The sequence below is a fragment of the Lachnoanaerobaculum sp. Marseille-Q4761 genome (genome assembly GCF_017565785.1).
Lineage (GTDB): Bacteria > Bacillota > Clostridia > Lachnospirales > Lachnospiraceae > Lachnoanaerobaculum.
On record NZ_JAGEKB010000003.1, the window covers coordinates 173,299 to 197,780 of the forward strand.

27 protein-coding genes, 5 tRNA genes and 1 riboswitch are annotated in these 24,482 nt (G+C 35.3%); of the genes, 7 read left to right on the top strand and 25 right to left on the bottom strand.

Features of this window, described 5'->3' with window-relative positions; translation table 11 throughout:
- Window positions 1–7 precede the first annotated feature (7 nt).
- The 6 genes from J4O15_RS11930 to J4O15_RS11955 all read right to left on the bottom strand — a co-directional run bounded on the left by J4O15_RS11930 (window position 8) and on the right by J4O15_RS11955 (window position 5,141).
- Window positions 8–1,189 (bottom strand): M14 family zinc carboxypeptidase, encoded by a 1,182-nt coding sequence (locus J4O15_RS11930; protein WP_208100929.1) that lies wholly within the window; start codon window positions 1,187–1,189, stop codon window positions 8–10.
- A 70-nt stretch (window positions 1,190–1,259) separates the two neighbouring features.
- Window positions 1,260–2,234, bottom strand: a complete 975-nt coding sequence (locus J4O15_RS11935) for a choline-binding protein A (protein ID WP_208100930.1) — start codon at window positions 2,232–2,234, stop codon at window positions 1,260–1,262.
- A 99-nt stretch (window positions 2,235–2,333) separates the two neighbouring features.
- The gene (locus J4O15_RS11940) at window positions 2,334–3,110 is read right to left on the bottom strand and encodes an ABC transporter ATP-binding protein (protein WP_009218849.1); all 777 of its coding nucleotides are present in this window, start codon (window positions 3,108–3,110) and stop codon (window positions 2,334–2,336) included.
- Window positions 3,091–4,095, bottom strand: a complete 1,005-nt coding sequence (locus tag J4O15_RS11945) for an ABC transporter substrate-binding protein (protein ID WP_208100931.1) — start codon at window positions 4,093–4,095, stop codon at window positions 3,091–3,093. The genes J4O15_RS11940 and J4O15_RS11945 overlap by 20 nt, the downstream gene beginning before the upstream one ends.
- Window positions 4,079–4,846, bottom strand: coding sequence for an ABC transporter permease (locus tag J4O15_RS11950; RefSeq protein WP_208100932.1), 768 nt, complete (start codon window positions 4,844–4,846; stop codon window positions 4,079–4,081). Before J4O15_RS11950 ends, J4O15_RS11945 begins: the two co-directional genes overlap by 17 nt.
- Complete coding sequence (locus tag J4O15_RS11955; RefSeq protein ID WP_009218852.1) at window positions 4,833–5,141, bottom strand: thiamine-binding protein; 309 nt, start codon at window positions 5,139–5,141, stop codon at window positions 4,833–4,835. The genes J4O15_RS11950 and J4O15_RS11955 overlap by 14 nt, the downstream gene beginning before the upstream one ends.
- Window positions 5,142–5,169: 28 nt before the next feature.
- A riboswitch (TPP riboswitch) is annotated at window positions 5,170–5,267 on the bottom strand.
- 112 nt (window positions 5,268–5,379) lie between these two features.
- Between J4O15_RS11955 and J4O15_RS11960 the strand changes: the two genes are divergently transcribed.
- The 5 genes from J4O15_RS11960 to J4O15_RS11980 all read left to right on the top strand — a co-directional run bounded on the left by J4O15_RS11960 (window position 5,380) and on the right by J4O15_RS11980 (window position 5,849).
- A tRNA-Trp gene (locus J4O15_RS11960) sits at window positions 5,380–5,450 on the top strand.
- Window positions 5,451–5,460: 10 nt separating this feature from the next.
- A tRNA-Pro gene (locus tag J4O15_RS11965) sits at window positions 5,461–5,534 on the top strand.
- 6 nt (window positions 5,535–5,540) lie between these two features.
- Window positions 5,541–5,612: transfer RNA gene (locus J4O15_RS11970), tRNA-Glu, on the top strand.
- A gap of 25 nt (window positions 5,613–5,637) precedes the next feature.
- Window positions 5,638–5,709: transfer RNA gene (locus J4O15_RS11975), tRNA-Glu, on the top strand.
- Between the two features lie 67 nt (window positions 5,710–5,776).
- A tRNA-Thr gene (locus tag J4O15_RS11980) sits at window positions 5,777–5,849 on the top strand.
- A 41-nt stretch (window positions 5,850–5,890) separates the two neighbouring features.
- On the opposite strand, the gene rsfS is transcribed toward J4O15_RS11980, so the two are convergent.
- The 9 genes from rsfS to J4O15_RS12025 form a co-directional block, all read right to left on the bottom strand.
- The gene (gene rsfS, locus J4O15_RS11985; RefSeq protein WP_009218853.1) at window positions 5,891–6,229 is read right to left on the bottom strand and encodes a ribosome silencing factor; all 339 of its coding nucleotides are present in this window, start codon (window positions 6,227–6,229) and stop codon (window positions 5,891–5,893) included.
- A complete protein-coding gene (gene yqeK / locus J4O15_RS11990) occupies window positions 6,230–6,823 on the bottom strand; it encodes a bis(5'-nucleosyl)-tetraphosphatase (symmetrical) YqeK (protein ID WP_009218854.1) in 594 nt (197 codons plus the stop codon). It abuts the gene before it with no gap.
- Window positions 6,816–7,424: a nicotinate-nucleotide adenylyltransferase gene (gene nadD, locus J4O15_RS11995; RefSeq protein WP_208100933.1), complete on the bottom strand. Its 609-nt coding sequence runs from the start codon at window positions 7,422–7,424 to the stop codon at window positions 6,816–6,818. Before nadD ends, yqeK begins: the two co-directional genes overlap by 8 nt.
- Before the next feature lies 1 nt (window position 7,425).
- Entirely contained in the window at window positions 7,426–7,722 is a 297-nt protein-coding gene (gene yhbY, locus J4O15_RS12000; RefSeq protein ID WP_208100934.1) for a ribosome assembly RNA-binding protein YhbY, read from the bottom strand.
- An 11-nt stretch (window positions 7,723–7,733) separates the two neighbouring features.
- Window positions 7,734–9,011 carry a GTPase ObgE gene (obgE, locus tag J4O15_RS12005; RefSeq protein WP_208100935.1) on the bottom strand — a complete coding sequence of 426 codons (1,278 nt, stop codon included), beginning with the start codon at window positions 9,009–9,011 and terminating at the stop codon, window positions 7,734–7,736.
- Between the two features lie 61 nt (window positions 9,012–9,072).
- On the bottom strand, window positions 9,073–9,363 hold the full coding sequence (gene rpmA, locus J4O15_RS12010) for a 50S ribosomal protein L27 (RefSeq protein ID WP_009218858.1): 291 nt from the start codon (window positions 9,361–9,363) through the stop codon (window positions 9,073–9,075).
- Entirely contained in the window at window positions 9,364–9,681 is a 318-nt protein-coding gene (locus J4O15_RS12015) for a ribosomal-processing cysteine protease Prp (protein ID WP_009218859.1), read from the bottom strand. It lies immediately after the preceding gene.
- Window positions 9,682–9,686: 5 nt separating this feature from the next.
- A complete protein-coding gene (rplU, locus tag J4O15_RS12020; RefSeq protein WP_009218860.1) occupies window positions 9,687–9,995 on the bottom strand; it encodes a 50S ribosomal protein L21 in 309 nt (102 codons plus the stop codon).
- A 109-nt stretch (window positions 9,996–10,104) separates the two neighbouring features.
- The gene (locus J4O15_RS12025) at window positions 10,105–10,512 is read right to left on the bottom strand and encodes a GerW family sporulation protein (RefSeq protein WP_208101300.1); all 408 of its coding nucleotides are present in this window, start codon (window positions 10,510–10,512) and stop codon (window positions 10,105–10,107) included.
- 244 nt (window positions 10,513–10,756) lie between these two features.
- Between J4O15_RS12025 and J4O15_RS12030 the strand changes: the two genes are divergently transcribed.
- Window positions 10,757–11,221: an RrF2 family transcriptional regulator gene (locus J4O15_RS12030; RefSeq protein ID WP_208100936.1), complete on the top strand. Its 465-nt coding sequence runs from the start codon at window positions 10,757–10,759 to the stop codon at window positions 11,219–11,221.
- A gap of 1,216 nt (window positions 11,222–12,437) precedes the next feature.
- On the opposite strand, the gene tnpC is transcribed toward J4O15_RS12030, so the two are convergent.
- From tnpC to tnpA, 3 genes are all read right to left on the bottom strand, one after another.
- Complete coding sequence (gene tnpC, locus J4O15_RS12035) at window positions 12,438–13,979, bottom strand: IS66 family transposase (RefSeq protein WP_208099562.1); 1,542 nt, start codon at window positions 13,977–13,979, stop codon at window positions 12,438–12,440.
- Window positions 13,980–14,069: 90 nt separating this feature from the next.
- Window positions 14,070–14,471, bottom strand: coding sequence for an IS66 family insertion sequence element accessory protein TnpB (gene tnpB, locus J4O15_RS12040; RefSeq protein WP_009219909.1), 402 nt, complete (start codon window positions 14,469–14,471; stop codon window positions 14,070–14,072).
- Window positions 14,420–14,779, bottom strand: a complete 360-nt coding sequence (tnpA, locus tag J4O15_RS12045; protein WP_009219910.1) for an IS66 family insertion sequence element accessory protein TnpA — start codon at window positions 14,777–14,779, stop codon at window positions 14,420–14,422. Before tnpA ends, tnpB begins: the two co-directional genes overlap by 52 nt.
- A 390-nt stretch (window positions 14,780–15,169) precedes the next feature.
- On the opposite strand from tnpA, the gene ymfI reads away from it, so the two are divergent.
- Entirely contained in the window at window positions 15,170–15,889 is a 720-nt protein-coding gene (gene ymfI, locus J4O15_RS12050) for an elongation factor P 5-aminopentanone reductase (protein WP_208100937.1), read from the top strand.
- A gap of 326 nt (window positions 15,890–16,215) precedes the next feature.
- On the opposite strand, the gene J4O15_RS12055 is transcribed toward ymfI, so the two are convergent.
- The 7 genes from J4O15_RS12055 to J4O15_RS12085 all read right to left on the bottom strand — a co-directional run bounded on the left by J4O15_RS12055 (window position 16,216) and on the right by J4O15_RS12085 (window position 24,478).
- Window positions 16,216–17,397 carry an electron transfer flavoprotein subunit alpha gene (locus J4O15_RS12055; protein WP_208100938.1) on the bottom strand — a complete coding sequence of 394 codons (1,182 nt, stop codon included), beginning with the start codon at window positions 17,395–17,397 and terminating at the stop codon, window positions 16,216–16,218.
- Between the two features lie 12 nt (window positions 17,398–17,409).
- Complete coding sequence (gene etfB, locus J4O15_RS12060) at window positions 17,410–18,198, bottom strand: electron transfer flavoprotein subunit beta (RefSeq protein WP_009218866.1); 789 nt, start codon at window positions 18,196–18,198, stop codon at window positions 17,410–17,412.
- A gap of 12 nt (window positions 18,199–18,210) precedes the next feature.
- Window positions 18,211–19,359 carry an acyl-CoA dehydrogenase family protein gene (locus J4O15_RS12065; RefSeq protein ID WP_008754468.1) on the bottom strand — a complete coding sequence of 383 codons (1,149 nt, stop codon included), beginning with the start codon at window positions 19,357–19,359 and terminating at the stop codon, window positions 18,211–18,213.
- Complete coding sequence (locus J4O15_RS12070) at window positions 19,323–20,870, bottom strand: class I adenylate-forming enzyme family protein (RefSeq protein WP_208100939.1); 1,548 nt, start codon at window positions 20,868–20,870, stop codon at window positions 19,323–19,325. Before J4O15_RS12070 ends, J4O15_RS12065 begins: the two co-directional genes overlap by 37 nt.
- An 83-nt stretch (window positions 20,871–20,953) precedes the next feature.
- Entirely contained in the window at window positions 20,954–22,186 is a 1,233-nt protein-coding gene (locus tag J4O15_RS12075; RefSeq protein ID WP_208100940.1) for a CaiB/BaiF CoA transferase family protein, read from the bottom strand.
- Between the two features lie 20 nt (window positions 22,187–22,206).
- Window positions 22,207–23,361 carry a YkvI family membrane protein gene (locus tag J4O15_RS12080; protein ID WP_208100941.1) on the bottom strand — a complete coding sequence of 385 codons (1,155 nt, stop codon included), beginning with the start codon at window positions 23,359–23,361 and terminating at the stop codon, window positions 22,207–22,209.
- 10 nt (window positions 23,362–23,371) lie between these two features.
- Window positions 23,372–24,478 (bottom strand): 2-hydroxyacyl-CoA dehydratase subunit D, encoded by a 1,107-nt coding sequence (locus J4O15_RS12085; RefSeq protein ID WP_208100942.1) that lies wholly within the window; start codon window positions 24,476–24,478, stop codon window positions 23,372–23,374.
- Window positions 24,479–24,482: the final 4 nt, after the last annotated feature.

Here is a 24,482-nt window from a genome sequence, read left to right on the forward strand (position 1 = left end):
TATAAATTTACTCAGCCTCCAACTGAACTGATGGCGAAAGAACTTCTCCCGCAGTTTTGTTTTGAACCTGTCCGTTTAAGACATAGTTTACAATATCAGGCAACACTCCCTTATTTTGTTGCCAAATAGTTTCTATCTGAATTTCCGGAACAGGTGAAACACCTATACCAACCTCCACTGTAACACTTGGTATCGACTTTTCCCAATCCAGCCAATCCTTAAATCCTGTTCCAAACTTGGAACCGTCGGCTGAAGGAGCCACAAGCTTATACCCTGTATGTGCCGCCGTAATATCAGCCATTGCCTTATTCTGCGCCAATACCTCTGCACTTGCATGTTGATTTGACCAATAAATAATCTGCCCCTGTGTATGATAGTTTAATACCGCATTATAATTTTCGGTATTTACCAATTTCATCAAATCCTGTGTTTCAGATTCGGAGCCGCCTGAAAAACCTTTAAAAAACTCATTTGAAGGCTTTTTCCTGCTGTCAGGCTTTTGTGCCCATCCCTGTGTCGGGAAGTTTCTGTTTATATCAACACCATTCAGATTGTTTTTCCATTTATTTAAAAACCAGTTATATTTATCCTGATTTTCATTAAGTCCCCATTCAGACCAGCTTTGTATGATTTCTCTGAGCTTTTGCTTTGACTCTTCCTTATTAAGTCCGTCCACACCATATTGTGAAATTGCCACACCGTCAGGATTAAGCATCGGAACATAATGTATGCAGACATTATCTAAAACATTGTCTCCGCCGCCTCTTCTGTCAAGCATCTCCTGCACCTGTCTCATTACAAGCGGTGTAGTGATATACTCTCTTGCATGTATTGATCCTATAACCAAAATCTTTTTAGCCGCCTGTCTGTTTCCTATAACTATTCTATAGATATTTCTGCCATCCTGTGTGGTACCTATAGTATCCGAAGTGACACCCTCATATCTTTGTTTTAAAAGATTTATATCACTTTCCATCTTGGAATATGTATACATATCCGTTCCAAGAAATTCAAAATTGCTGCTTTGTACCTGTATACTTGGAACAGTGCCGTTAGCGGTATTATTATAACCTGCCGCACCATGACCTATAATTCTTGCCGCAAAAACCGGACCGCTTGATGCCACTGAAATACATGCAGTCAAGCAAGCCATGGTCAATAAGTATTTTTGTTTTTTACCTTTTAACATTTCTTCCTCCATCATATTGCTGTTCTTCTACTATACGATATATAAGAGAAAAAATAAAGTTACATATATATTAAATCACCTCACAAGTTCTGTTATATGCCTCTATTCTTCTCTCCAGAGCCGTATATCCTCCGTTAACTATCTTTGTAACCCTATCCACTGTTATATCCGGTTCATTTTCTATAAGGGTGTTCAGCTTTTTAAATACACTCCAAAACCATCCTGCAGACTCCCATGCATAGTTTGCGGCTACATATTCACATCCCCTGTTTAATATTTCATCATCACCTATATATTTTGCAAATTTATAGTATGCATCCTTCCAAGTTATTTGTATATATCCTGCTCCACGGTATTTTGCACCGTCATCCTCCATCGCAGGACTTCCCGGTACATTATTGTATTCTTTAAAATCTCTGCTGCGAAAATACTCCTGTGGTGAAGTAAATTTAGAACTGTGCTTTTCAAGTAATATCTCTCCACATCCGCTCTCCACACAGCATTGTGCAAGGAAATGTCTCAGACTGTTTTTATCTATAATACTGTATTCCGACAGGGCTGCATTTAGTTTAAGCAACATATTATCAGTAAGCAGTTTTTCCCTCCAATTCAGATCAAGTAAGTTTCTTTTTGTCACTATATTTTTAATTATCCCGCAAACTCCGCTTCTTTTTACATAATACCAATTTCCTGCCCAATTTATTTCACCTCTTGTAGCCATAGCACCGTCAGAACCCAGATAATAATTATTTCCGTCCTTTCCCTTTCTCATCTGAGATAGAGCCATCTCTCCATTACTTCTAAGATAATACCACTTCCCTGCACTATCCTGTGCCCAATCCGAAACAAGCATTTCACCATTGCTTCTAAAAAAATACCATTTGGAATTTTTAGGATCCTGTAACCATCTGTTTGCAACCATCTCCCCATTATCAAGCAAGTAATACCACTTTTCTTTGTCCTTTATCCAGCCCTTTTTCATAGAACCGTTTGTATCATAGTAGTACCATTTCCCTCTATCCTTTACCCAGCCCTTCTTTGCCATAAACCCTCCTGTTTTATTATAAATCCGTACTGTAAAATAATTTCTTTATATAAGTATAAAAAAATCAGCCTATACAGTCAAACCGTATAAGCTGAATAATTATTTTTCCGCAATGATTTTATTGCTGTTTTCGAGATTTTTTAAAACCTCTTTTTTATAGTCCAAAAACTCTTGGCTGAGTTTAAATGAATTATCTCTGTTTTTTGCTTTTATTTTTATCTCGGATTTTATATTCCCATTTCCAAGAATATATATCCTGTCTGATAAAATCAAAGCCTCATCCACATCATGAGTTATAAATATGGTGGACATATTGTATTTTTTTCTCATATCCATATACCACTCATGCATCTCATCCTTTGTAATGGCATCAAGAGCTGAAAACGGTTCATCCAATAGCGAAACATCCTTTGAAAAAAGGTAGGTTCTGATAAGTGCTATCCTCTGCCTCATTCCTCCGGATAATTCCTTGGGATATTTTTTGGCATAAGCATCCAGTTTGAATTCCTTTAGCATCTCATTTGCCTTTTTTACAGCCTCCTTCTTTTTTTCTTTTTTAATCAAAAGAGGAAGTGCAACATTCTCTTCAATAGTCATATAGGGCAGTAAAAGATCCTTTTGAAATGAATAGCTTATTAAACCTGATTTACCGGTTATATCCTCTCCCCTATATATTATTCTACCTTCACTTGGAGTTAATAATCCGGCTATTATATTAAATAATGTGCTCTTTCCGCTGCCGCTTACACCAAGAAGTGAGATAAGCTCATTTTTCTTTAAAGTTAAATTTATATTTGATATAATATTTTTTTCATCATATCCGAAGCTTATATTATCAACCTCTAAGAGTATTTCACTATTTTGTGATAAATTCATTATAAAGTCCCGCTCCCTCATCTATATGGCTTTCCAACAGATTATTTTCATTTAACCATCTATAGAAATTTTTCCATCTTTCTACATCAATATATCCCCATGGAATATTCTCATCCATATAGTAGGCTGATAAATATTCCTGAGATGCCATTGCCAGTTCCTTATCTATCTCAGGTGCATACTTCAAAAGGATCTCAGCCGACTCTTTTGAGTTGTTTGCCGCAAACTCGTATCCCTTTTTTGTCGCTTCCAAAAAGCTTTTTACAACTTCCTTATTGTTCTTTATCATATCATCATTTGTAAAAAGTACAGGAGTGTAATAATCAAAAGTAGGATTAATATCTTTAAATGCAAAATAGTCAAATTCAAATCCCTTTGTATTGGCTGCAATGCCTGCCCAGCCATAGTACACCCAGATAGCATCCACCTGTTTACTGCTAAGTGCGGATACCTCATCCGTAACTGTGGAAGGTATCAGATTAACCTTGGAAAAATCTCCGCCATCCTTTTCCACTACATTTTGTAATACAGCCTTTTCTATAGGCATATCCCAGGTCGCATAATTTTTCCCTTCAAGCCCCTTAGGAGATGTAATACCGTCTCCCTTTCTTGACATTATACCCGAGGTGTTATGCTGTGTTATCGCCGCAATTGCTTTTATAGGAAGAGGATTATCTCCTGATAATGCTCCTGCCATAGTATCCTGAAAAGATATACCAAAGTCCGCCTTACCGCTTGATACCAAGACCTCCGCACCGTCCTCAGGCGGCTGTACTATTTCAAGTTCTATTCCTGCATCCTTATAATATCCCTTTTCCATTGCAACATAAAATCCTGTATGATTTGTATTAGGTGTCCAGTCAAGCACCAGAGTCAATTTCTTATTCTCTGAAGTACCTGACTTTTTATCTCCGCAGGCAGTAGCTGTTAACGCCATTGCACCTATACTTAATGCTACTAAAAAATTTCTAATTATTCTTTTCATTTTTCTCCTCCCATGGCATGGATATCTTCTGTAATAAATCCACCGCCTTTAATAATAATAAACTAAGTATCGAAATAATAATTATCACCGCAAACATCTTATCAAAGGCATATGCCTTTCTGACTCTGGTCATATAGACTCCAAGTCCCCTAAATCCTCCAAGCCATTCCGATATAACACCTCCCACAACCGAATAGGATGCCGATATTTTTAATGCGGCAAAAAACTTTCCCATTGATGAGGGCAGTTTAATAAATCTGTATATATCAAATTCACTTGCGCCCATTGATTTTAACAAATTTATTTCATCCCTGTCCGTGCTTTTAAAACTCTCAAAAACACCTATTGTAATAGGAAAAAATGTAACCAGCACTATCAATATAATCTTAGGCAACAAATCATATCCAAACCAAAGCACCAGTAATGGTGCAATCGCAATAGTAGGTATAGTTTGACTTATAATGATAAATGGATAAAAGATTTTATATAATTTTAAAAATCTGTCCATCAATAGTGCAAATATAAGCCCCAATATTACTCCTAATACCAGTCCCAGTATACTCTCTGCCAATGTATATACAAGATGATACATCAGCAGAGTAAAATCTCCTGCCAATGCCATTACTATTTGTAGCGGTGAAGGCATCAAATATGACGGAATTATTTTTACCGAACATAATATTTGCCAAATCAATAAAAATACAATACCAAAAACAACAGGGTATATATTATCTTTTTTATTTATTCTCATCTAAATGGTGTTTTGTAACCTTTCTTTCTATAGTGAGCAAATCTCCATCCGGTCTGTAGCTGACCTTGATATATGCCATAACAGCCGGTGCTCCCGCTCTTATTGCTATATGCTGACATTCCTTTACAATATCCATAAGCTCATCATAATCACCTTCAATAGTTGTTTCAAACGGACCTACATAATATTTTAGACCTGTTCCTTTTATATATGCTATGACTTCGTCCACTATTCTGACGATTTCTTCATTATCATAAACTTCAGGTAATGTTTGTATAGCTACACTTGCATTCATATCTACCTCCAAAAAACAGACTGCTATACGGCAGTCTGTTTTTCATCCCTACGCCGGCATTATCCGGATCAGGTTATGGGTTAAGGAAAACCTCTCTCAGCCGTATCAGCACCCCTTTTATATTATCTTTGATTATAATACTAAAAAAATAATTTTCAATCAAATTATTTTATAAAAAAATAAAACTTTTTGTTGACAGATTTAAGCTTTACTGGTATATTATCAAAGTACCTTACAGAGGGGAATAGTTCAATGGTAGAGCAACGGTCTCCAAAACCGTAAATGGGGGTTCGAGCCCCTCTTCCCCTGCTTTAAATCTCGAGGTGTGGCTCAGTTTGGTGGAGTGCAGCGTTCGGGACGCTGAGGTCGCAAGTTCGAATCTTGTCACCTCGATTTTAAGGCCAATTGGTCAAGCGGCTAAGACGGCGCCCTCTCACGGCGCAAACCCGGGTTCGATTCCCGGATTGGTCATAAAAAAGTAAATAACCGAGTATTCGGCCAATTGGTCAAGCGGCTAAGACGGTGCCCTCTCACGGCACAAACCCGGGTTCGATTCCCGGATTGGTCATCAATAGGAAGAGTCAGACTCTTCCTTTATTTATATAATAATGGTATTACCAAGTATACCAATACAGGCTTGTGTAGCACAGTTGGTAGTGCAACTCATTCGTAATGAGTAGGTCGTCGGTTCGAGTCCGATCGCGAGCTTAAAAAAGCTGCCACTTAAATATGGCAGCATTTTTGTTCCTCTACATTTCAACTTCTATTCCGTCTCTCCAGATTCTGTCCAAATCATAGAATGCTCTGTCTTCCCTTAAGAAAATATGAACAATGATATCTTTATAATCCAGTAATATCCATGTTGCATTCTTATTACCTTCTATGGCATGAGGCATTATACCTTCCTTGCCCAGAATAAAATCAATTTCATCGGATATGGAACTAACCTGATTTACATTATTTGCACTTGCAATTATAAAATAATCTGCAATAGTACTTACTTTGGTGATATCAATAACTTTAATATCCTCACCCTTTTTATCTTCTATTATATTATAAATCTTCTTTACAATATCTTTTACTTCCATCTACACCTCATCATCTCTTAATTCATATGTAAATCTGTCTATATACATATTTTGACTGCTTAAATACTCAATAGTTGACTTTGAAATTCTCTTCACCGCCTTTTTTATATCATGAAAAGCCAATGTCCTTATTTCATCAAGTCCGGGTAGTTTCTTTCTGTTCGGCTCTATATAATCTGCTACAAACACGATTTTCTCAAGCATACTCATATTTTTTTTACCTGTAGTATGCCATCTTATAGCCGATAGGATATCTTTATCTTCTATATTATAATTCTTCTTTGCCAAAAAAGGTGCATATACAGCATGTAAAATCTGTGGAGCCTTATCCGCTATCAAATCCACATAGGATGAATCAGTATAAGGATCAATAAATCCTCCCATATCTTCCTTAAGCTTTGAAACCTTTTCAGCCTTTGCCACATCATGCAAAATACCGGCAAGCTCCGCCTTTATAATATCTTCTCCATAGCACATAGCCAGTGCTGCAGATACATAAGCTACTCCAAGAGTATGCTCATATCTTTTTTTTGACAACTTTTCTTTTAAATCCGACTTTATAAGATCTATCTTTTCTCTATTCAAATCAAGCATAAATTCTCTTCTCTCTTATATATCTACAAACATCCTCCGGAACATACTTTTTTATATCACCTCCCGATATCAAAATCTCTCTGATACAGGTTGATGAAATATCAATATCCATTGTATCTAAAAAATGTATTCCTCTAATCTTATATTTACTTTTTAGATATTCATAATGATTTTTCAATGTCAAATTTTCATTACTGTAATCTCTTGAGGCAACTATAAGCTCTACAACTTTAAGGATAATATCCGGATTTTTCCAGGTTTCTATCTCATAAAAAGAATCTGCACCCATAATAAAATAAAACTTATCATTATAATACTTATCTTGAAGCTTTTCCAATGTATTAAATGTGTATGAATTTCCCTCCAAAGTATTTTCAAAATCAGAACAATAAAATCCCTTATGATATTTTATAGCAAGATTTATCATATCTTTTCTTAAAGAAAAATCACTCACTTTTTTCCCAAGCTTATGTGGCGGTGTTTTTGCAGGCATAAACCACACTTCATCAAGATTACAGATATCCTTTGCTTCCTGTGCCAGTATCAAATGACCGAAATGAACCGGATCAAATGTACCTCCAAGAATTCCTATTTTCTTCATATTATTTTGGAAGTTTTATCTTTCTGTTCCTCGGTTCATCAGCCTGCTTATACAATACAATTTTCTTTCCTATAACCTGAACAACTTCACTTCTTGTCAGGTTTGCAATCTCATTTGCAATCATCTTAGGATCATCTGTACAATTTTTCAAAACTGATATCTTAATCAATTCTCTCGGCTCCATCGCCTCTGCAATGGCAAAAACATTCTCCTCAGTCAAAGATGCCTTTCCTATTTGCATTATAGGATCAATATTCATTGCCAAACCCTTTAAATATGCTCTTTGTTTACTATTCATTTTTCTCCTGTTTATTTATAATAGTCAAACTCATGGCCATACATACGAACAGTATCCCCGTCCACTATTCCGGCTTCCTCAAGTTTTTCAAGTACTCCTGATGTTTTTAAAAACTTTTGGAAGAAATCAAAGCCCTTCTCAGAATCAAGATTCGTATATCCAAGCATTTTTTCAATTCTTGGGCCTTCCACCACAAATACTCCGTTCTCATCTTTTTCCACTGTAAACGGCAAATTCTTATCACTTGAATAATCTATTTCAAACTCTTTTTCAAATACTTTGACCGTTCTGTCAATGGTACTAAGAACATTTACCAACTCATATAGGAGTTCTTGTATACCTTTTCCGCTTACACCCGATATGGGGAAAACCTTGATATCCGGAAAAGCCGCCTGAATTCTTTCTATTTTATCATTCTCTTCATCATAGATTGCATCTATCTTATTGGCGGCAATAAGCTGAGGCCTTTTAAGCAGATTCTCATCATAGTTTTTAAGCTCATTCATTATGGTTTTTATATCCTCTACCGGATCTCTTCCTTCAGTAGAAGCCGCATCCACCACATGTACAAGCACCTTTGTTCTTTCAATATGTTTTAGGAAATCATGACCGAGTCCGACGCCCTCGCTCGCACCCTCTATAAGTCCCGGAATATCCGCCATAACAAAGCCTCCGGCACCCTTTACATCTACCACTCCAAGATGTGGATCCAGAGTTGTAAAATGATAATTTGCAATCTTAGGCTTTGCATTACTTACTCTTGAAAGAAGTGTTGACTTTCCGACATTTGGGAAACCCACAAGACCTACATCGGCAATAACTTTAAGCTCTAAAAGAACAAACATTTCTTTTCCGGGCTGTCCGGGCTTTGCAAACTTCGGCACCTGCATAGTAGCTGTGGCAAAATTCATATTTCCAAATCCGCCCTTTCCACCTCTAAGTATTACCTCTCTTTTATTTCCTCCGGACATATCCGCAATGACCTTACCGGTTTCAAAGTCCTTAATAACCGTACCCTCAGGCACTTTTAAAATAAGACTTTTAGCATCAGCTCCATGGCATTTTCTCTTGCCTCCCGGTTCTCCGTCTCCTGCTACATACTTTCTTTTCATTCTAAAATCGGTAAGAGTATTCAGACCTTCGTCCACTTCAAAGATGATATCTCCACCTTTTCCGCCATCTCCACCGTCAGGTCCGCCGGCAGCCACAAAAAGCTCTCTTCTAAAGCTTACATGTCCATCCCCGCCTTTTCCTGATTTTATAAAAATTTTTGCACTATCAGCAAACATAAATACCTCTTTGTATTAAAGAAGGCCTCATACATCTGTATGAAGCCTCCTGTCTCAACTCTTATTCAGCAATAGCTCTTGGGTAAACAGAAACCTGCTTTCTGTCTCTGCCCTTTCTTTCAAAACGAACTACACCATCAACTGTAGCGAACAAAGTATCATCACCGCCACGACCTACATTAAGTCCCGGATGAATTTTTGTACCTCTCTGTCTGTATAGTATATTTCCAGCTAAAACAAACTGTCCGTCTGCTCTCTTAGCACCAAGTCTTTTTGACTCAGAGTCACGACCGTTCTTTGTAGATCCAACTCCCTTTTTATGAGCGAAAAGCTGAAGGTTCATTTTAAACATTTACTTGACCTCCTGTAAATTAATCTTAATAAAATCACCGTATTCCTCTCCTATATCCATAAGACCAAGAATACACGAATCCAGTAACACTCCCGATTTTTCACTTCTATCCTGCAATATAAGATGAAAGAAACCGTCAGATGAATCAACACTAAAGTCATCATCACAAAAATGTTCAATAGAATTTGCCAGGTTCAGTGTCAGAACCGATACCGCAGCACAAACTATATCCCTACCGTTCTCATCAAAGCCTGCATGACCTGAAACTTTCAAACCGGTATATTTGCCGTTTTTAGCAAATGCAATAACATCAATCATAAAGATTATGCATTAATCTTTTCAATCTTAACTTCTGTATACTGCTGTCTGTGACCATTCTTCTTGTGGTGACCTTTTTTAGCCTTGTACTTGTATACAATAACCTTCTTAGCCTTACCCTCTTTAAGAACGGATGCACTGACACTTGCTCCTGTTACAGTAGGTGTTCCAACTTTAAGTTCTCCATCGTTTAGTGCAAGAACCTGATCAAATGTAACAGCCTCACCGTCTGCTTTTCCAAGTTTCTCTACTCTAATGATATCTCCTTCTGAAACCTTATACTGCTTACCACCTGTAGCAATAATTGCGTACATAAGGATACCTCCTCTTATCATTACTCGCCAAAATTGGTGCTTGTAAACAAGCTTGAAACCAACATTGAGCGGCATACCTACTTAGTATATACCAAAACTCTGTATAATGTCAATCAATATATTTACTTTCACTGTCATTTAATATAGTTTCAGCTTTTTTTGTAGTTTCCTTATCTACATCGGATTTATTGCTCACCTTATTTATAAGATCCGGAACCATATCAAGGATCTTACTTATGGCATCCTGATTTTTTATATTGACAACTTTTGTTCTACCATCCTGAATTATCAGCATTGCAGTAGGTGTGATTTTGGCACTCATTCCGCCACCGCCTTTAGACTTTGAGCTCTCTTCAAATGTACCTGTAGCCATACCGCAGCTGACATCCACAAGAGGTATTATTGTAGATTCTCCTACAACTATAGGCTCTCCCACTACAGTTTTTGTTGTGAGAAAAGTATTCATACCTTTAAATATGGCTTCGGCATTGTCAAAAAAACGATTATTCTTCTCCATCTTTGCCCTTTCTATCTTAAAACATAATATATGCAAATTTATACTCTCTTAAAGTCTTCATTATACCATATTTTTATAAGAATATCACCATAGTTGGTTTACATTTATTTCTATATTTGATATGATACTATTAATTCCTAGTTATATACTAGACATTGAATAAAATAAGACTGATAATATCGCTCATACTTTTCAAGATTTATTCTGATAAAATATTGTCGGTTTATATAGAAAAGAGGATTGAATGAAGATTTCTACTAGAGGTAGATATGCATTAAAAATGATGGTTGAATTTGCCATAAACTCAAATTCACCTACAAAAATAAATCAGGTATCCAAATCATATGGTATTTCAGAAAAATATTTAGAGCAAATAGTTTCAATTCTATCTAAGGCAAAGCTTGTGAAAAGTATCAGAGGTGCTCAGGGAGGGTATCTTTTAGTCAAGCCTGTTGAGGAATATACTGTAGGTGAGATACTCAGACTAACCGAGGGCTCTCTTTCTCCAGTGGATTGTCTGGATGGCAACGGTTTCTGTGTACATTCGGATTTTTGTGTAACACAGAATCTTTTCAAAAAAGTAGAAGACGCCATAAATAATGTGGTTGATAATATTTCACTACAGGATTTGGTTGATGATGAACTTGATATCAGAAAAAGAGAGAAGGAATTTGAAGAAAATAAAAGCGGTTGCCATAATAAAACCTGATTTCGGGTTTGTGGCAACCGCTTTTATCAATCTTTTATTTTATAAAGAACATAAATAAATAAAATAAAACAATAATATAAGCTATCGCTATGCACATACCTCTTGCAATTTTATACTCCCTTGTATCTTTAAAAAAATCAGACACTATTATAAAATGCCAAAAAATTCCCGCTGATTGTATAGCATATACAAGCATTAAACTCTTATAATCCAAGTTGAGAATTTTTGTAAATTGATTTAAACATACTACAATGGCAGAAATAAGCCAACAAACCCCAAATATATTGTTTAATACCTTCCTCATAAGCCCTACTCCTTTTCTCTTATTATATACAATTTTAGATATTTAGTTCAATTACTATAAAATAAAATTTTATTTAAATATTTGTATCAATGTAAGCGACTTATAATATAGTGCCTTATATTCTGTTATAAATAACGAGATAATAGTTACCAACAAGTGTATAGTACTATTTAGTTATAGTGAAGTATAGTACTGTATAGTAATGCAAGTCGGAGGTAATTATGGATCAAGTAACAAAAGTAAAAAGGCATTTAAAGCAAGAACACCAGAGAGCACTGTAAGAGTACAATAACATGATGCCTTGTATTCCATCAAAATATATATGATAACAGTATAAAAGGCATAGTGTTCGCTACACCATGCCTTTTATACTGTTCTAAAATTTCTATAAACTCTAACCTTTACCCATATCACTCTAAAATATTCTAACATTATCACTCTATAAATGCTCTAACATTGCGTCTATATATCACCCTAAGTCTACTATATCACTCTGTGGGGGGGGACTCTAACTTTTTATATCACTAAATCACTCCATAACCACTCTGTAAAATGTAAATATCAATCACTCTAATTTATATCCTATATCACCTAACATATCACTCTAAAATATAGCACTCAATACATTTACATTATGGAAAGTTTGAACTCTCAAACATTTCTTAGCTTTGACAATTATGATTATAGCACTATTCTTAATATTTTCATAAAAAAGGTATAAACTGCAGTTTTTTAGGTATGAACTGCGGTATTGAATTTTTACTCTTTAATTTTATATCTGATAAACTCTTTATTTAAGCCGTTTCTAAGCTTTTACGTAAGCGCACAATAACATGATGCCTTGTATTCCATCAAAATCCATATGATAATAATATAAAATAAAAGTGCTCAAAATTAAAAGAGCACTTTAAGTTATAGTTTACACTCTTCCTGCACATCCATTGACCAGGGCATTAAATCTTCCAAAAGATCAGGATCAGACTGCCACTCAGTATCAGGCATGTACATGAGGAGATATTCCAGATATGTGTAGGCATTCAATCCATTTGCCTTTGCTGTTTCTACAATACTATAAACAATAGCACTTGCAGACGCGCCTTTTGAGGTGTCTGAAAATAGCCAATTCTTACGACCTACCGTAAATGGACGAATTGCATTTTCAGCAGTATTATTTGAAATAGCACATCTTCCATCAAGTAAATAATTCTCAAGATATGGGCGTTGATTCTTTGCATAGATGATTGCTTTTCCAAGGGCTGAACCTTTCAAAGCTGTTATAGAATCAATCCAACTCCAAAAAGCCTCAAGAACAGGTTTTTCCAGTTCCGGACGCTTATAATATCTTTCTTTGTATGTTAAGTTTTTTAGGCTGTCTTCAATATAAAACAACCTATTACAATAATCCCTTCCGATCTCTGCATGAGTAAGAGGTGCATCCTTTACTTTTTGAGAAGGAATTGCTTCTATAAACTTTCTCCTAAGATGTGCCCAGCATCCGCACCTGGTTATATCAGAAAGTTTATTGTAACCGGAATAACCATCACAATGAACATATCCCCTAAAATCTTTGAGAAATTTCACCGCATGATCACCATTTCTTGAAGGCTGATAGTCATAAATGATAATGGATGGTTTGCCATCATTTCCTGTTTTATATAGCCACATATAAGACTTTGCCTGCGGTGCTTTGCCTTCTTCTTTAAGCACCTGTACCGGGGTTTCATCACAGTGTAGGATATCACGCTCCAACAATCTTTTATGCAGATATTCCACTATTGGTTTTAGATAATCCTCACTACAACGGATTATCCAGTTTGCCATAGTTGAACGTGTTAAAGATATTCCCAATTGCTCCCAGTCTTTTTCCTGTCGATAAAGTGGCATACCATTTACATACTTTTTATACATAACATTGGCTACTGAACTTGGAGAAGCCAATGAATGATTCATAAGTGATGAAGGAGTATGTGCCTTCACTATATAAGGATGAGTTGTGTGTTTACATTTTGGGCATTCGTAAACCAACTGAATGTAACGAACAATTCTAAGTTTTGCAGGAATATACTCTAATTCTTCTCTTACTACCTTTTTACCAAGAACTTTAAGCTTTGTATTACACTGTTCACAGTATTGATCTTCCTCAACAAGACTACATAATACTTCACGAACAGGCAGATCTTTTAGAAGCTCATCCCTTTTTGTTTTGCAATTTTTACGTCTATAGCCTTTAACAGCTGTTTCAATTGGCTCAGATACTCTTGCATCTGCCTCCAGTTCTGCCTCATTGAATAAAGAAAGTTGACCTTCAAACTGCTTTTTAGAAGTCTTCTCACTTGAAGAAGCAAACTTCTCCTTTCGAAGCAATGAAAGCATTTCAGTAAGGTTTTTTATTTGATTTTGAAGGTCTTTTATGGTGTTTTCAAGGTGCTCTATATAGGCATCTTTATTTTGCATTTTTGTATATTCCTTACTATTTTGATGATATAATTATACTACAAAAAGTGACACACATCCAGTGAAAATAAGGCTATATAACGATTTCATTTAGCAGAAAGCTCCCTTTTTAGCAGGAAGGATTGATGACTTTTGCTCAATTGCAAGTCCCTCCATCAGCCAGCGAAATTGTTGCCATGAAATTACTTTTAAATCACTTTCATTGCGTGGCCAGCGAAAACTGCCATTCTCCAAACGCTTATATAGCAGTACAAAGCCATCTTTTTCCCAAAGTAGTGCTTTTATGCGATTGCATCTTTTTCCGCAAAAAAGGAACAATGCTGATTGAAAAGGGTCCATTTTAAACTGCTGTAAAATTATAGCGGCAAGTCCGTCAATAGATTTTCGCATATCTGTATATCCACAGGCTATATAGATATTTTTAGCAACACTGATATCGCCTAACATACGCTTTTGAGTGCTGACAACACTGTTTGTATGGTTTGCAGACATGTTCCTTCATAAATTTCGACAGTAGCATTTTGTAAATGAATAATAACTCCGGCATTTGTAGACGGTAAAGGTGAAGTGATTTCTATCTTTTTGAAAGTTGTAGGATTTTCCAAAGATTCTGAGGGGATAGAAATAGTCTCACATAACTGCTCACGAAGACGCTTTAAGTTTCTGTAATATGTTTGCTCACATATACCATTTACTTTACACCAGGCTGCTACAGTCATTTTACTGGACTGACAGTCATTAATAAGTGCTTTCCATTGCTCTTGTTTTAAATGCCTTTTTACTTTTGTTACTTGATCCATAATTACCTCCGACTTGCATTACTATACAGTACTATACTTCACTATAACTAAATAGTACTATACACTTGTTGGTAACTATTATCTCATTATTTATAACTGAATATAAGGCATTATATTATAAGGCGCTTACGCTTTTACTACATATAAAGGTTTATTATTCAATAGTAAAATAGTAAAAAGCCGTCAATAACGACAGCTTTTTACTATGATATCCTATATACTCCAAACTATATTACTCTTGGATGGAACTCCTATATCACTCTTTTAATTTGCTCTAACAGTTGCTATTATATCAGCTATTTTATAAAATATATCTAAAAGGTATAAACTGCAGTTTTTCAAGTATGAATTACGGCAATCATAATTATAATAATTAAAAAGGATAATAGGATGAATGTACTTATAACCGGTATTTCAAGAGGCATAGGCAAGGCTATTGCGCTTGAGTTTGCCAAAAATAAATATAATATTATAGGATGTGCCAAATCTGATTTTAACGGACTCTCTGACACAAAAAATTTGATTACTTCCTACGGCGTGGATTCTTATATAGAACTCTGTGATATATCAAATGAGGAGAAAATTAAAAAATTTATATATGAATCAGCAAATAAATTAGGAGGAATAGATATTTTAATAAATAATGCAGGTATTTCATATATAGGGCTTTTGCAGGATATGAGTATTTTAGAATGGAATAATATAATAAACACAAATCTTACTTCCGCTTTTTTAATGTCCAAATATGTAATACCATATATGCTAAAAAAACAAAACGGTCATATTATAAATATATCATCGGTATGGGGAAATATAGGGGCATCAATGGAAGTCGCTTATTCCGCTTCAAAAGGCGGTTTAAATACTTTCACAAAAGCATTGGCAAAGGAACTTGCACCAAGCAATATTTTAGTAAATACCATATCTCCAGGGTTTATAGATACAGAAATGAATAAAAACTTTGAAAAAGAAGAACTTGAAGCAATTTTTGAAGAAATCCCGCTTGGCAGAGCCGGAAAAACCTCCGAAGTTGCTGATTTAGTATATAAAATAGCTACTTCAAAATATCTAACCGGTCAAATAATAACCATAGACGGCGGATGGACATAAAATGAGGGCTATCATACTACAGGTTCTATATCGGTAAATCATATCAGGTCATTCCTATAGCGTTATTGATAGCCCCTTATATATAAAGATAAAATATCTTTATATCAACACTTGAATACACCAAATACTAAATTACTTTCACGATTAGTAATTTATAGATATATTCATAAACTGTCTTAATTTATACTATGCCTTAATTATAGACAGCATATAAGTTTATGTCAATATAATATTTTTAAATATGAAAATGATTTATAAGCCATAAATGTTTCATCATACTGGCGGAACAGGGTTATCACACTACTGTGCAATAACCCTGTTTATCATTATAAATTCATTTCATCAAGTATTTCAGGTATAACCTTGTATAAATCTCCTGTAATTCCAATATCTGCAATATCAAAAATAGGAGCATTTTCATTTGTATTTATTGCTATTATCAATCCTGAATTTTGCATACCTGCAGCATGCTGTATAGCACCTGAAATTCCACATGCAAAGTATATATTAGGCTTTACGGTAGTACCTGTTTGACCTACTTGATAGGCATGATCGATCCATCCTGCATCTACTGCCGCTCTTGAAGCTGCAACAGTTCCTCCAAAAGCTTTTGCCAATTTTTCTAAAAGTTTAAATCCTTCAGCATTTCCAAGTCCCATTCCACCTGAAACTATAACTTTTGCATCTGTAAGTGATACTTTTTCTTTTACTGTTTTTATTACTTCTAAAACTTTTGTTCTTATATCCTCATCTTTTAATTTGGTCTGTACTTTTATCAACTCTCCCTTGGAACCTTCAACTCTTTCAGCCCTTTCCATTACTCCCGGACGAACTGTAGACATTTGAGGCCTATGATTTGGACAAACTATAGTAGCCATTAAATTACCGCCAAATGCAGGTCTTGTTTGCATTATACCTTTAGTTTCTTCATTGATTTCAAGCTTAGTACAATCTGCTGTAAGTCCGGTATTGCAATTAACAGCCAAACATGGTCCCAAATCTCTGCCTATATGAGTTGCACCCAGCAAAACAATTTCCGGCTTATATTGCTCTATAGCGTCACCTATGGCGATAGAATATCCGTCTGTTGTATATTGGTTTAATCTGTCATCCTCAATATAATATACCTTTTGAGCACCATGAGCAAAAAGCTCATCAACAATATGTGAAAGATTAGATCCGCAAACAACTGCACATAGATCGCAGCCTCTTGCATTTGCAAGCTTTTTTCCTTCTCCCAAAAGTTCCAATGCTACATCCTGTAACTGTCCCTGTCTTTGTTCTGCAAATACCCAGATATCATGGTATAATGTTAAATCATTTTCTTCCTTTTCTATTTCATCTTTCACTATTGCATCAAATGGACATACTTCGATGCAAGTTCCACAGCTAGTACATGCAATTCCTATCACAGCTTTTTTATTTTCCATGGTGATGGCATCAAACGGACAAGATTTAACACATTTAGTACATCCTCGACAATCCTTTTCGATTACTACAACTGACATATTCTCCTCCCCTTAAATCAAATGTTTTTCCTTAAGTTTAATCACAAGTTCCTTTGCCATATCTTTGTTACTTCCTTGAAGCATCTCTCCTTTTCCTTTTACAGGAGGAGTAAAAGATCTAAACACCTGTGTTGGAGAAGCATTCAGTCCACAATCCTTTGGATCCAAATTTACATCTTCATGATTGTATACTTTAATATCCTTCTTATAAGCATCAACTATGGAACCTACACTCATATATCTCGGTTCATTTAATTCCTTTACACAGGTTAAGAAACAAGGCAGTTTTACTTCAATAAGCTCATATCCGTCTTCTAATTGTCTTTGAACTTTTATTTTATCTCCGGTATAATCCACAATCTCTTGTACATATGTAACTACCGGAATTCCTAGCCTCATAGCAACCTGTGGTCCTACTTGAGCAGTATCTCCGTCTATAGCCTGTCTTCCACCAAAAATTATATCCACATCACCAAGCATTTTAATACCTGCCGCAATAGTTGTAGATGTAGCACAGGTATCAGCACCACCAAAAGCTCTGTCACTCAAAAGCACTGCTTCATCTGCACCCATTGCCAGACATTCCCTAAGCATATAAGTCGCCTGTGGAGGCCCCATGCTTATGACAGATATTGTTGTATCTTGATATTTATCCTTTATTTGAAGTGCAGCTTCCAAGGCATTTGCATCATCCGGATTTAATATTGAAGGAACACCTTCTCTAATCAAAGTTCCTTTAACAGGATCTATTCTTACCTCATTTGTATCAGGAACTTGTTTAGCACATACACATATTTTCATTTGTATCCTCCCTTATTTCTTTAATAATTTTGAGCTAATAACAATCTGTTGAACTTGACTTGTTCCCTCATATATAGTAAATACCCTGCAATCACGGTACATTCTCTCAACTTTATAGTCCTTGATATATCCGTATCCACCATGTATCTGCACTGCTTTTGCAGCTATTTCATTACAAACTTCTGTAGAGTAAAGCTTTGCCATACTTGCAGCCATACCAGAGTCCTGTTTTGTATCCATCATATATGCCGCTCTGTATGTAAGCTGCTTTGCCGCCTCAAGCTTTGTTGCCATATCTGCAATTGTAAATCCTATCGCCTGGAAAGCACCTATATTTTTCCCGAATTGCTTTCTTTCCTTTGCATACTTACATGCTTCCTCTAAACATCCCTCAGCTACACCTATTGCCTGTGATGCTACTCCGAGTCTACCTGTATCAAGTGTAGCCATAGCAAGATTAAAGCCTTTACCTTCTTCTCCGAGCAAATTGGACTTATGCACCCTTACATTTTCCATTACAATATCAGATGTTGCACAACCGATAAGCCCCATCTTATCCTCATGCTTACCACAGCTTACACCTTCCTGCTTCATATCAATTATAAAAGCACTTACTCCTCTTGTTCCCTTAGTCATATCTGTCTTTGCAAAAACTACAGCATAATCCGATAAAGGTGCCATTGTAATAAAGCATTTTCTTCCGTTTAAAATATAATAATCACCGTCTTTTACAGCTGTAGTAGTCATACCTGCTGCATCAGATCCTGCTCCCGGCTCAGTCAATGCAAAAGATAATTTTTTTTCACCTCTTACAACAGGTGTTAAGTATTTTCTTTTTTGCTCATCATTTCCTGCAAGTAAAAGAGGACCGCCTGAAAGTGAGTTTGGACTTGATACATATATACTTGCAACTCCGGATACTTTTGCTATTTCAGACATTACAAGCACATAACTTCTTGCATCTGCTCCCTGTCCTCCAAGCTCTTTTGGGATTTTTATACCAAAAAAACCTGCTTTAGCCATTTTTTGCAGTACTTCCTCCGGAAAAACTCCGGTTTCCTCCACTTCATCAAGCAATTCCTTTGTAAGCTCTCTTTCAGCAAAATCTTTTGCGAGTTTTCTAATCAATTCATGTTGTTCTGTAAAATAGCATTCTGACATTGATTTTCTCCTTTGTCTAATATTCCATTGATTCTATTTTTTAATGTGGCAATATCAATTTTTCCATTTGATGTGGTTGGAAAAGTATCAAATCTGAATATCTTTTTAGGTAATTTATATTCTGCCAAATACTGCTTTAAATATTCGATTATATATTCATCAGAAATTTCCCTATCGGTAACTATACACAGGGCAACTTCTTCCTGTACTATTTTCTCCGGAATACCACATACCTTTGCATGCTTTATGCCATCTATCTTGTACACAACCTCTTCTATTTCCATTGGAGATATTTTTTCTCCCAGTTTGATAATAACATCTTTTTTTCTGGCTTTAATGTATAGATTCCCGTCACAATCCAGATATCCCAGATCTCCTGTTCTAAGCCATCCGTCATCTGTAAATACTTTTTCATTCTCAACCGGATCATTGTAATACCCCTGCATAACATTAATACCTTTTACCAGAATTTCACCACAGAGTATATTTTCTTCTCCTTTTAAAACAAAGTTACTATCAATTTTTACACTTACACCTTCTATTGCACTTCCGCTGTTTAACGGCATATTTTCTATATCAGTATCCCAATCAGTTACAGTAACACAGGGAGAAGTTTCTGACTGCCCGTAGGAAGTCAACAATTTCATCTTAGGGAACATAGCAAGAATTTTTCTGTAATCTTTTAACAATATTGGAGATCCGGCTATAATTCCACTTTTTAAGCCTGTAAAACTCCTATCCCCGTATTTTTCATAAAAAATAAGAAACATACTTGGAACACCGCTAAGAATATTACAATTCCCGATAGTTATAGCTTCAAATACCTTTTTATTTCTAAATTCCCTCATTATATACATGCAGGCTTTACTTACAATTCCTGAAAGTAAGCCTGCTGTAAGACCGAAGCAATGAAACATCGGTACACATATACACATTTTGTCGTCACTATTCCAGTGCAATGCTTTAACAATAGAACTCGAATTACTTAATATATTTTTATGACTTAGCATCACAGCCTTAGGCATAGATGTAGAACCTGAAGTAAAAATTATACATGCAGTATCTGATGGAACAATATTTAACTTTTCCATTTTAAAATCAGCTTTATTAATTGATGTATATTTTATTTCATCAAAACAAATACATTTTATTTTTCCATTATCCAATTTTTTAACTGTATTAATTTGTTCTTCATATACTATACATTCAATATCACAATGCTCCACCATTTTTTTCAGTTCGCATATCTTTAGCTGAATATTTAATAAAATAGGTATACCACCAAATTTTAAAATACCTAAGAAAATCTTTGCCCACTCAACACTATTCTTCCCAGATAATCCGATGTGACAACCTTTTTCATACCCCATCTTAAAAAAAAACCGTGCAATTCTATCCGAGCTTTCATCAAGTTCTTTCCAGGATAAGCTGTTATTTTCATCTTCAATTGCTATCTTATCAGAATATTTTATTGCATTATCTTTTAATACTTCAATAATATTTACAAACATTTTTCTACCTTTAAAGCTAATTAGATACTTGTATACAAGTTTAATCTTGCTAAAAAAGGACTATAAAGTCCTTTTTTGCTATATTATTTTTTCTCCCAGATAAACAAAGCATTACTTTCTATGAGCTTATCCACTTCTGCATCACTATAGCCGATTTCTTTAAGTACCTCTCTTCCGTTCTCACCTATAAACGGACCTCTTTTATAATCCGGTACTCCCATCTCAGTAAACTTTACAGGAAGTCTCACCAATCTTCTTGTGCTTCCATTCTCATATTTCATATCATAGAAACAGTTATTTGCCTCAGCCTGCTTATCATTTCTTATTTCCATCCAATTTTGTGCTAATGCGAAAGGAATATCAGCTTCTGTAAATACGCTTCTCCAATACTCTAAATCTTTCTTATTAATTGCATCCATTACAATATCATATACTTCTGTACCAAGTTTATTGGCCTGTAGATTCTGAACAGGGAAATATTTATCATTTTCCACTATATCTTCTCTACCTATTGCAGCCATAAACTTTTTATAATATGTATTATAATCCGGCATACAAGTCTGAATAAATCTATCGTCTTTTGTTCTCCACGCAGCATTAAACGGATTTGCACTTTCTCTTACATCTATAGGATAGTTTTGTGCAATTCCCTCATAATTGGAAGCCTGAATCATCATTCCAAAATTGAATATTGCACTTTCAAACAATGATGTCTCAACCTTTTCACCTACTCCCTTTACCTTTGCCTGATACAATGCTGCAAGAATTCCCGCAACAAGATTCATTCCTACATTATGATCTCCAAGCCCCGGAACAACATTCATAGGTATACTTCCTTTTTGCCTTAAAGAATCAAGGTATCCGCCTCTTGCAAAAAATGCGGTAAAATCAAATCCCGGAAGATCCTTGTCAGGTCCGAACTCTCCATATCCTGTACAAATAGCATATACAAGCTTTGGATATTTCTTCTTAAGTGTTTCATAATCAAGTCCTGCTCTCTCAAGTGCCTGTACTCTCCAATTGGTTATAAGTACATCAGCAGTATCAAGAAGTTTAAAGAAAGCTTCCTTTCCTTCAGGATTTCTCATATCAAGTGAAATACATCTTTTATTTCCATTTTCAAGATCCCAAGTAGTATTCTCATACATATCAAGTGGTCTTCCCTCACTTGGTGCAGTATATCTTAAAGGATCACCTTTTGCTGTTTCTATCTTTATAACATCTGCGCCCAAATCAGCCATAAATCTCCCTGATGTGGAAGCTGCAATAAATGTTGCCAATTCAACTACTTTTACGCCCTCTAAAGGTTTACTCATATCTCTTCTCCCTCTTCAAATTATTCTTTATCAAATTTTGTAATAGCCATATGTATAAGATAAGGTATCATAATTACAGGTATTGTAAGATAGCCTAAATATTTATATCCTACTGCAACAATCTTATTAAGACCAAGTTGTGCAATGAAGAAAGCAAGTAATGTGCATACTAATGTAACAACAATAACATTTATACCCGGCTTGTTATTAGGATCAAAACTCTTATCTATAGATGAACATATTCTATTGCTCATTCCTGCAATCATATTTACAGCTGTTGATACTGAACCCAACACAATAAGTATTGAAATCATTGGTCTTAAGACTTCAGGTGCAAAACCTCTGTTTACAAGTATAATCAGAGGAATGGATTCCTTTGCGAAATCTGGCTCATTTATAATAGCTGTAAGCCCGAGAACTGCCAATAAGCATATAAAACCGTTTACAAAAAATCCATATACCATAGATGTTTTTGCCAAGTGATGAGAATCAAACGGTTTAGCATGCTGTACAAGCAAACCTATTGCTCCCAACTGGAAAGCTGCGTACACTATACCCTTTATAAGAGCCGGGCCTACAGGTGCAGGATTAGCAATCTCTGCTGAAATATTTGATACAATATCTCCCCACTGTAAAAAAATATTTGGAATATAAACAAGGAATAAACCTGCTACTATAAGTACAGATAATGTTGATGCAACCTTTCTTACCACATTGGTACCATATACCGCAACAATAAATATAAATAATCCTGTAAAGACAGTTCCAATCCAATGGTTTATACCGAATGATTTTTCCATTGTTGCTACACCGGTTGCAAAAGCTGCTGCAGGTGCTACACAAATTGTCACTAAATAAACTAATTCGTACAATGAACTGAAAACAACTGATAAAACATCCCCCGCTTTTTTTCCGAATTTATCATTGAATCTATAAAAGCTTTTATTAAAGCTTGCATAGTTATATAATTCATGTTTTTTTGCATATTTCAGTGCATACCATTGATAAAATGCTCCGATTGCCTGTGTTAAAATACAGGTCAAAAAGGCCCATATACCAAAATTTAAAAAAAATGCCCTCAACTGATTTCCTGAGGCGAATCCGCCACCAAATTGAGTTGTAAACCATACGAATGCTACGCCTATTACTACCGGCATCTTATCCTTATTAATCATATTCATCTCCCTAAATCAATAAATCAGCAAATGTCTGTAACATAGTATTTGCCTGTTGATAATTTTTCATTTGCCTATCCACTTCTATATTTATATGTGGAATTCCTGCTTCATTTGCCACCCTCTTTATAGGCACATAATCAAATTCTTCAGGATCGCAAAACTTTGTCATAAGAACTACTATTCCGTCAGCTCTTTTTTTCTTTGCTTCTTCAATAATAAAGTCAACCCTTCTCTTATCCTTATCATATAAAAGAGTGCAGTTGTCCATATTCGAAAACTTCTTTGCAAGAGCATACAGACCATTTCCATCAGGTATATCTGTTCTATACTGTCTTGATTCATAAGCTATATCATCACCTACGATTTGCATATTATTACTGTCAAAAATATTGAGTAAATCCGGTGCATCCGCCAATATTCCCGTCGTATAAATTCTTAGCTTCTTAGATATTTTACCCTCTTTTTTTATAAGCTCAATCAATTCCTTAACAAGTTCTGTATGTTCTTCCTTAAGCATAAACCATGAACTTTTAAATACAGCACTTCTATCTGTTGCCGAAACTTCATACTCTTCCGAAACCTTTGTGAATTCTCTCATCACCCTATTATGCTCATTATAAATTTCATAAGTGTTTTTAAGTTTACCTTCTTCAAACTTTTCTCCGGTAATATTTTCCAAATCACTTATTACTCTCTTATACATCTCCAATGTGAAATCAACAGCATAATCAGGTTTTCTATTTTGTGGATAGGTCATTGGTATAAAAGGAATGTCCTTTACCGCATATTTCCAATTTTGTCCCAAAGTTTTTAATGAGTCACATAGCGAAGGAACCACTATAGCACTAACTCCGTTATAATTTCCCTTTATTCCCAGCTCCAATATTGTCTGCATTATTGAGCAAATAAATGCAGGATAATATTTTTTCGATTCATTAATTTCAATATCTGCACCCCATACCCCCATAGGTACAAATCCAAAAGCATGGATAATCTCCTCAGGTGTATAAACCGGTGCAACAGCAATAACTTTTTTTCCTTCTTCAAGGTATTTATTAAGCTGTTCCTTTGGAGACGCACTAATCTTTTTTAAAGTTTCTAAACAATGCCACATAGTC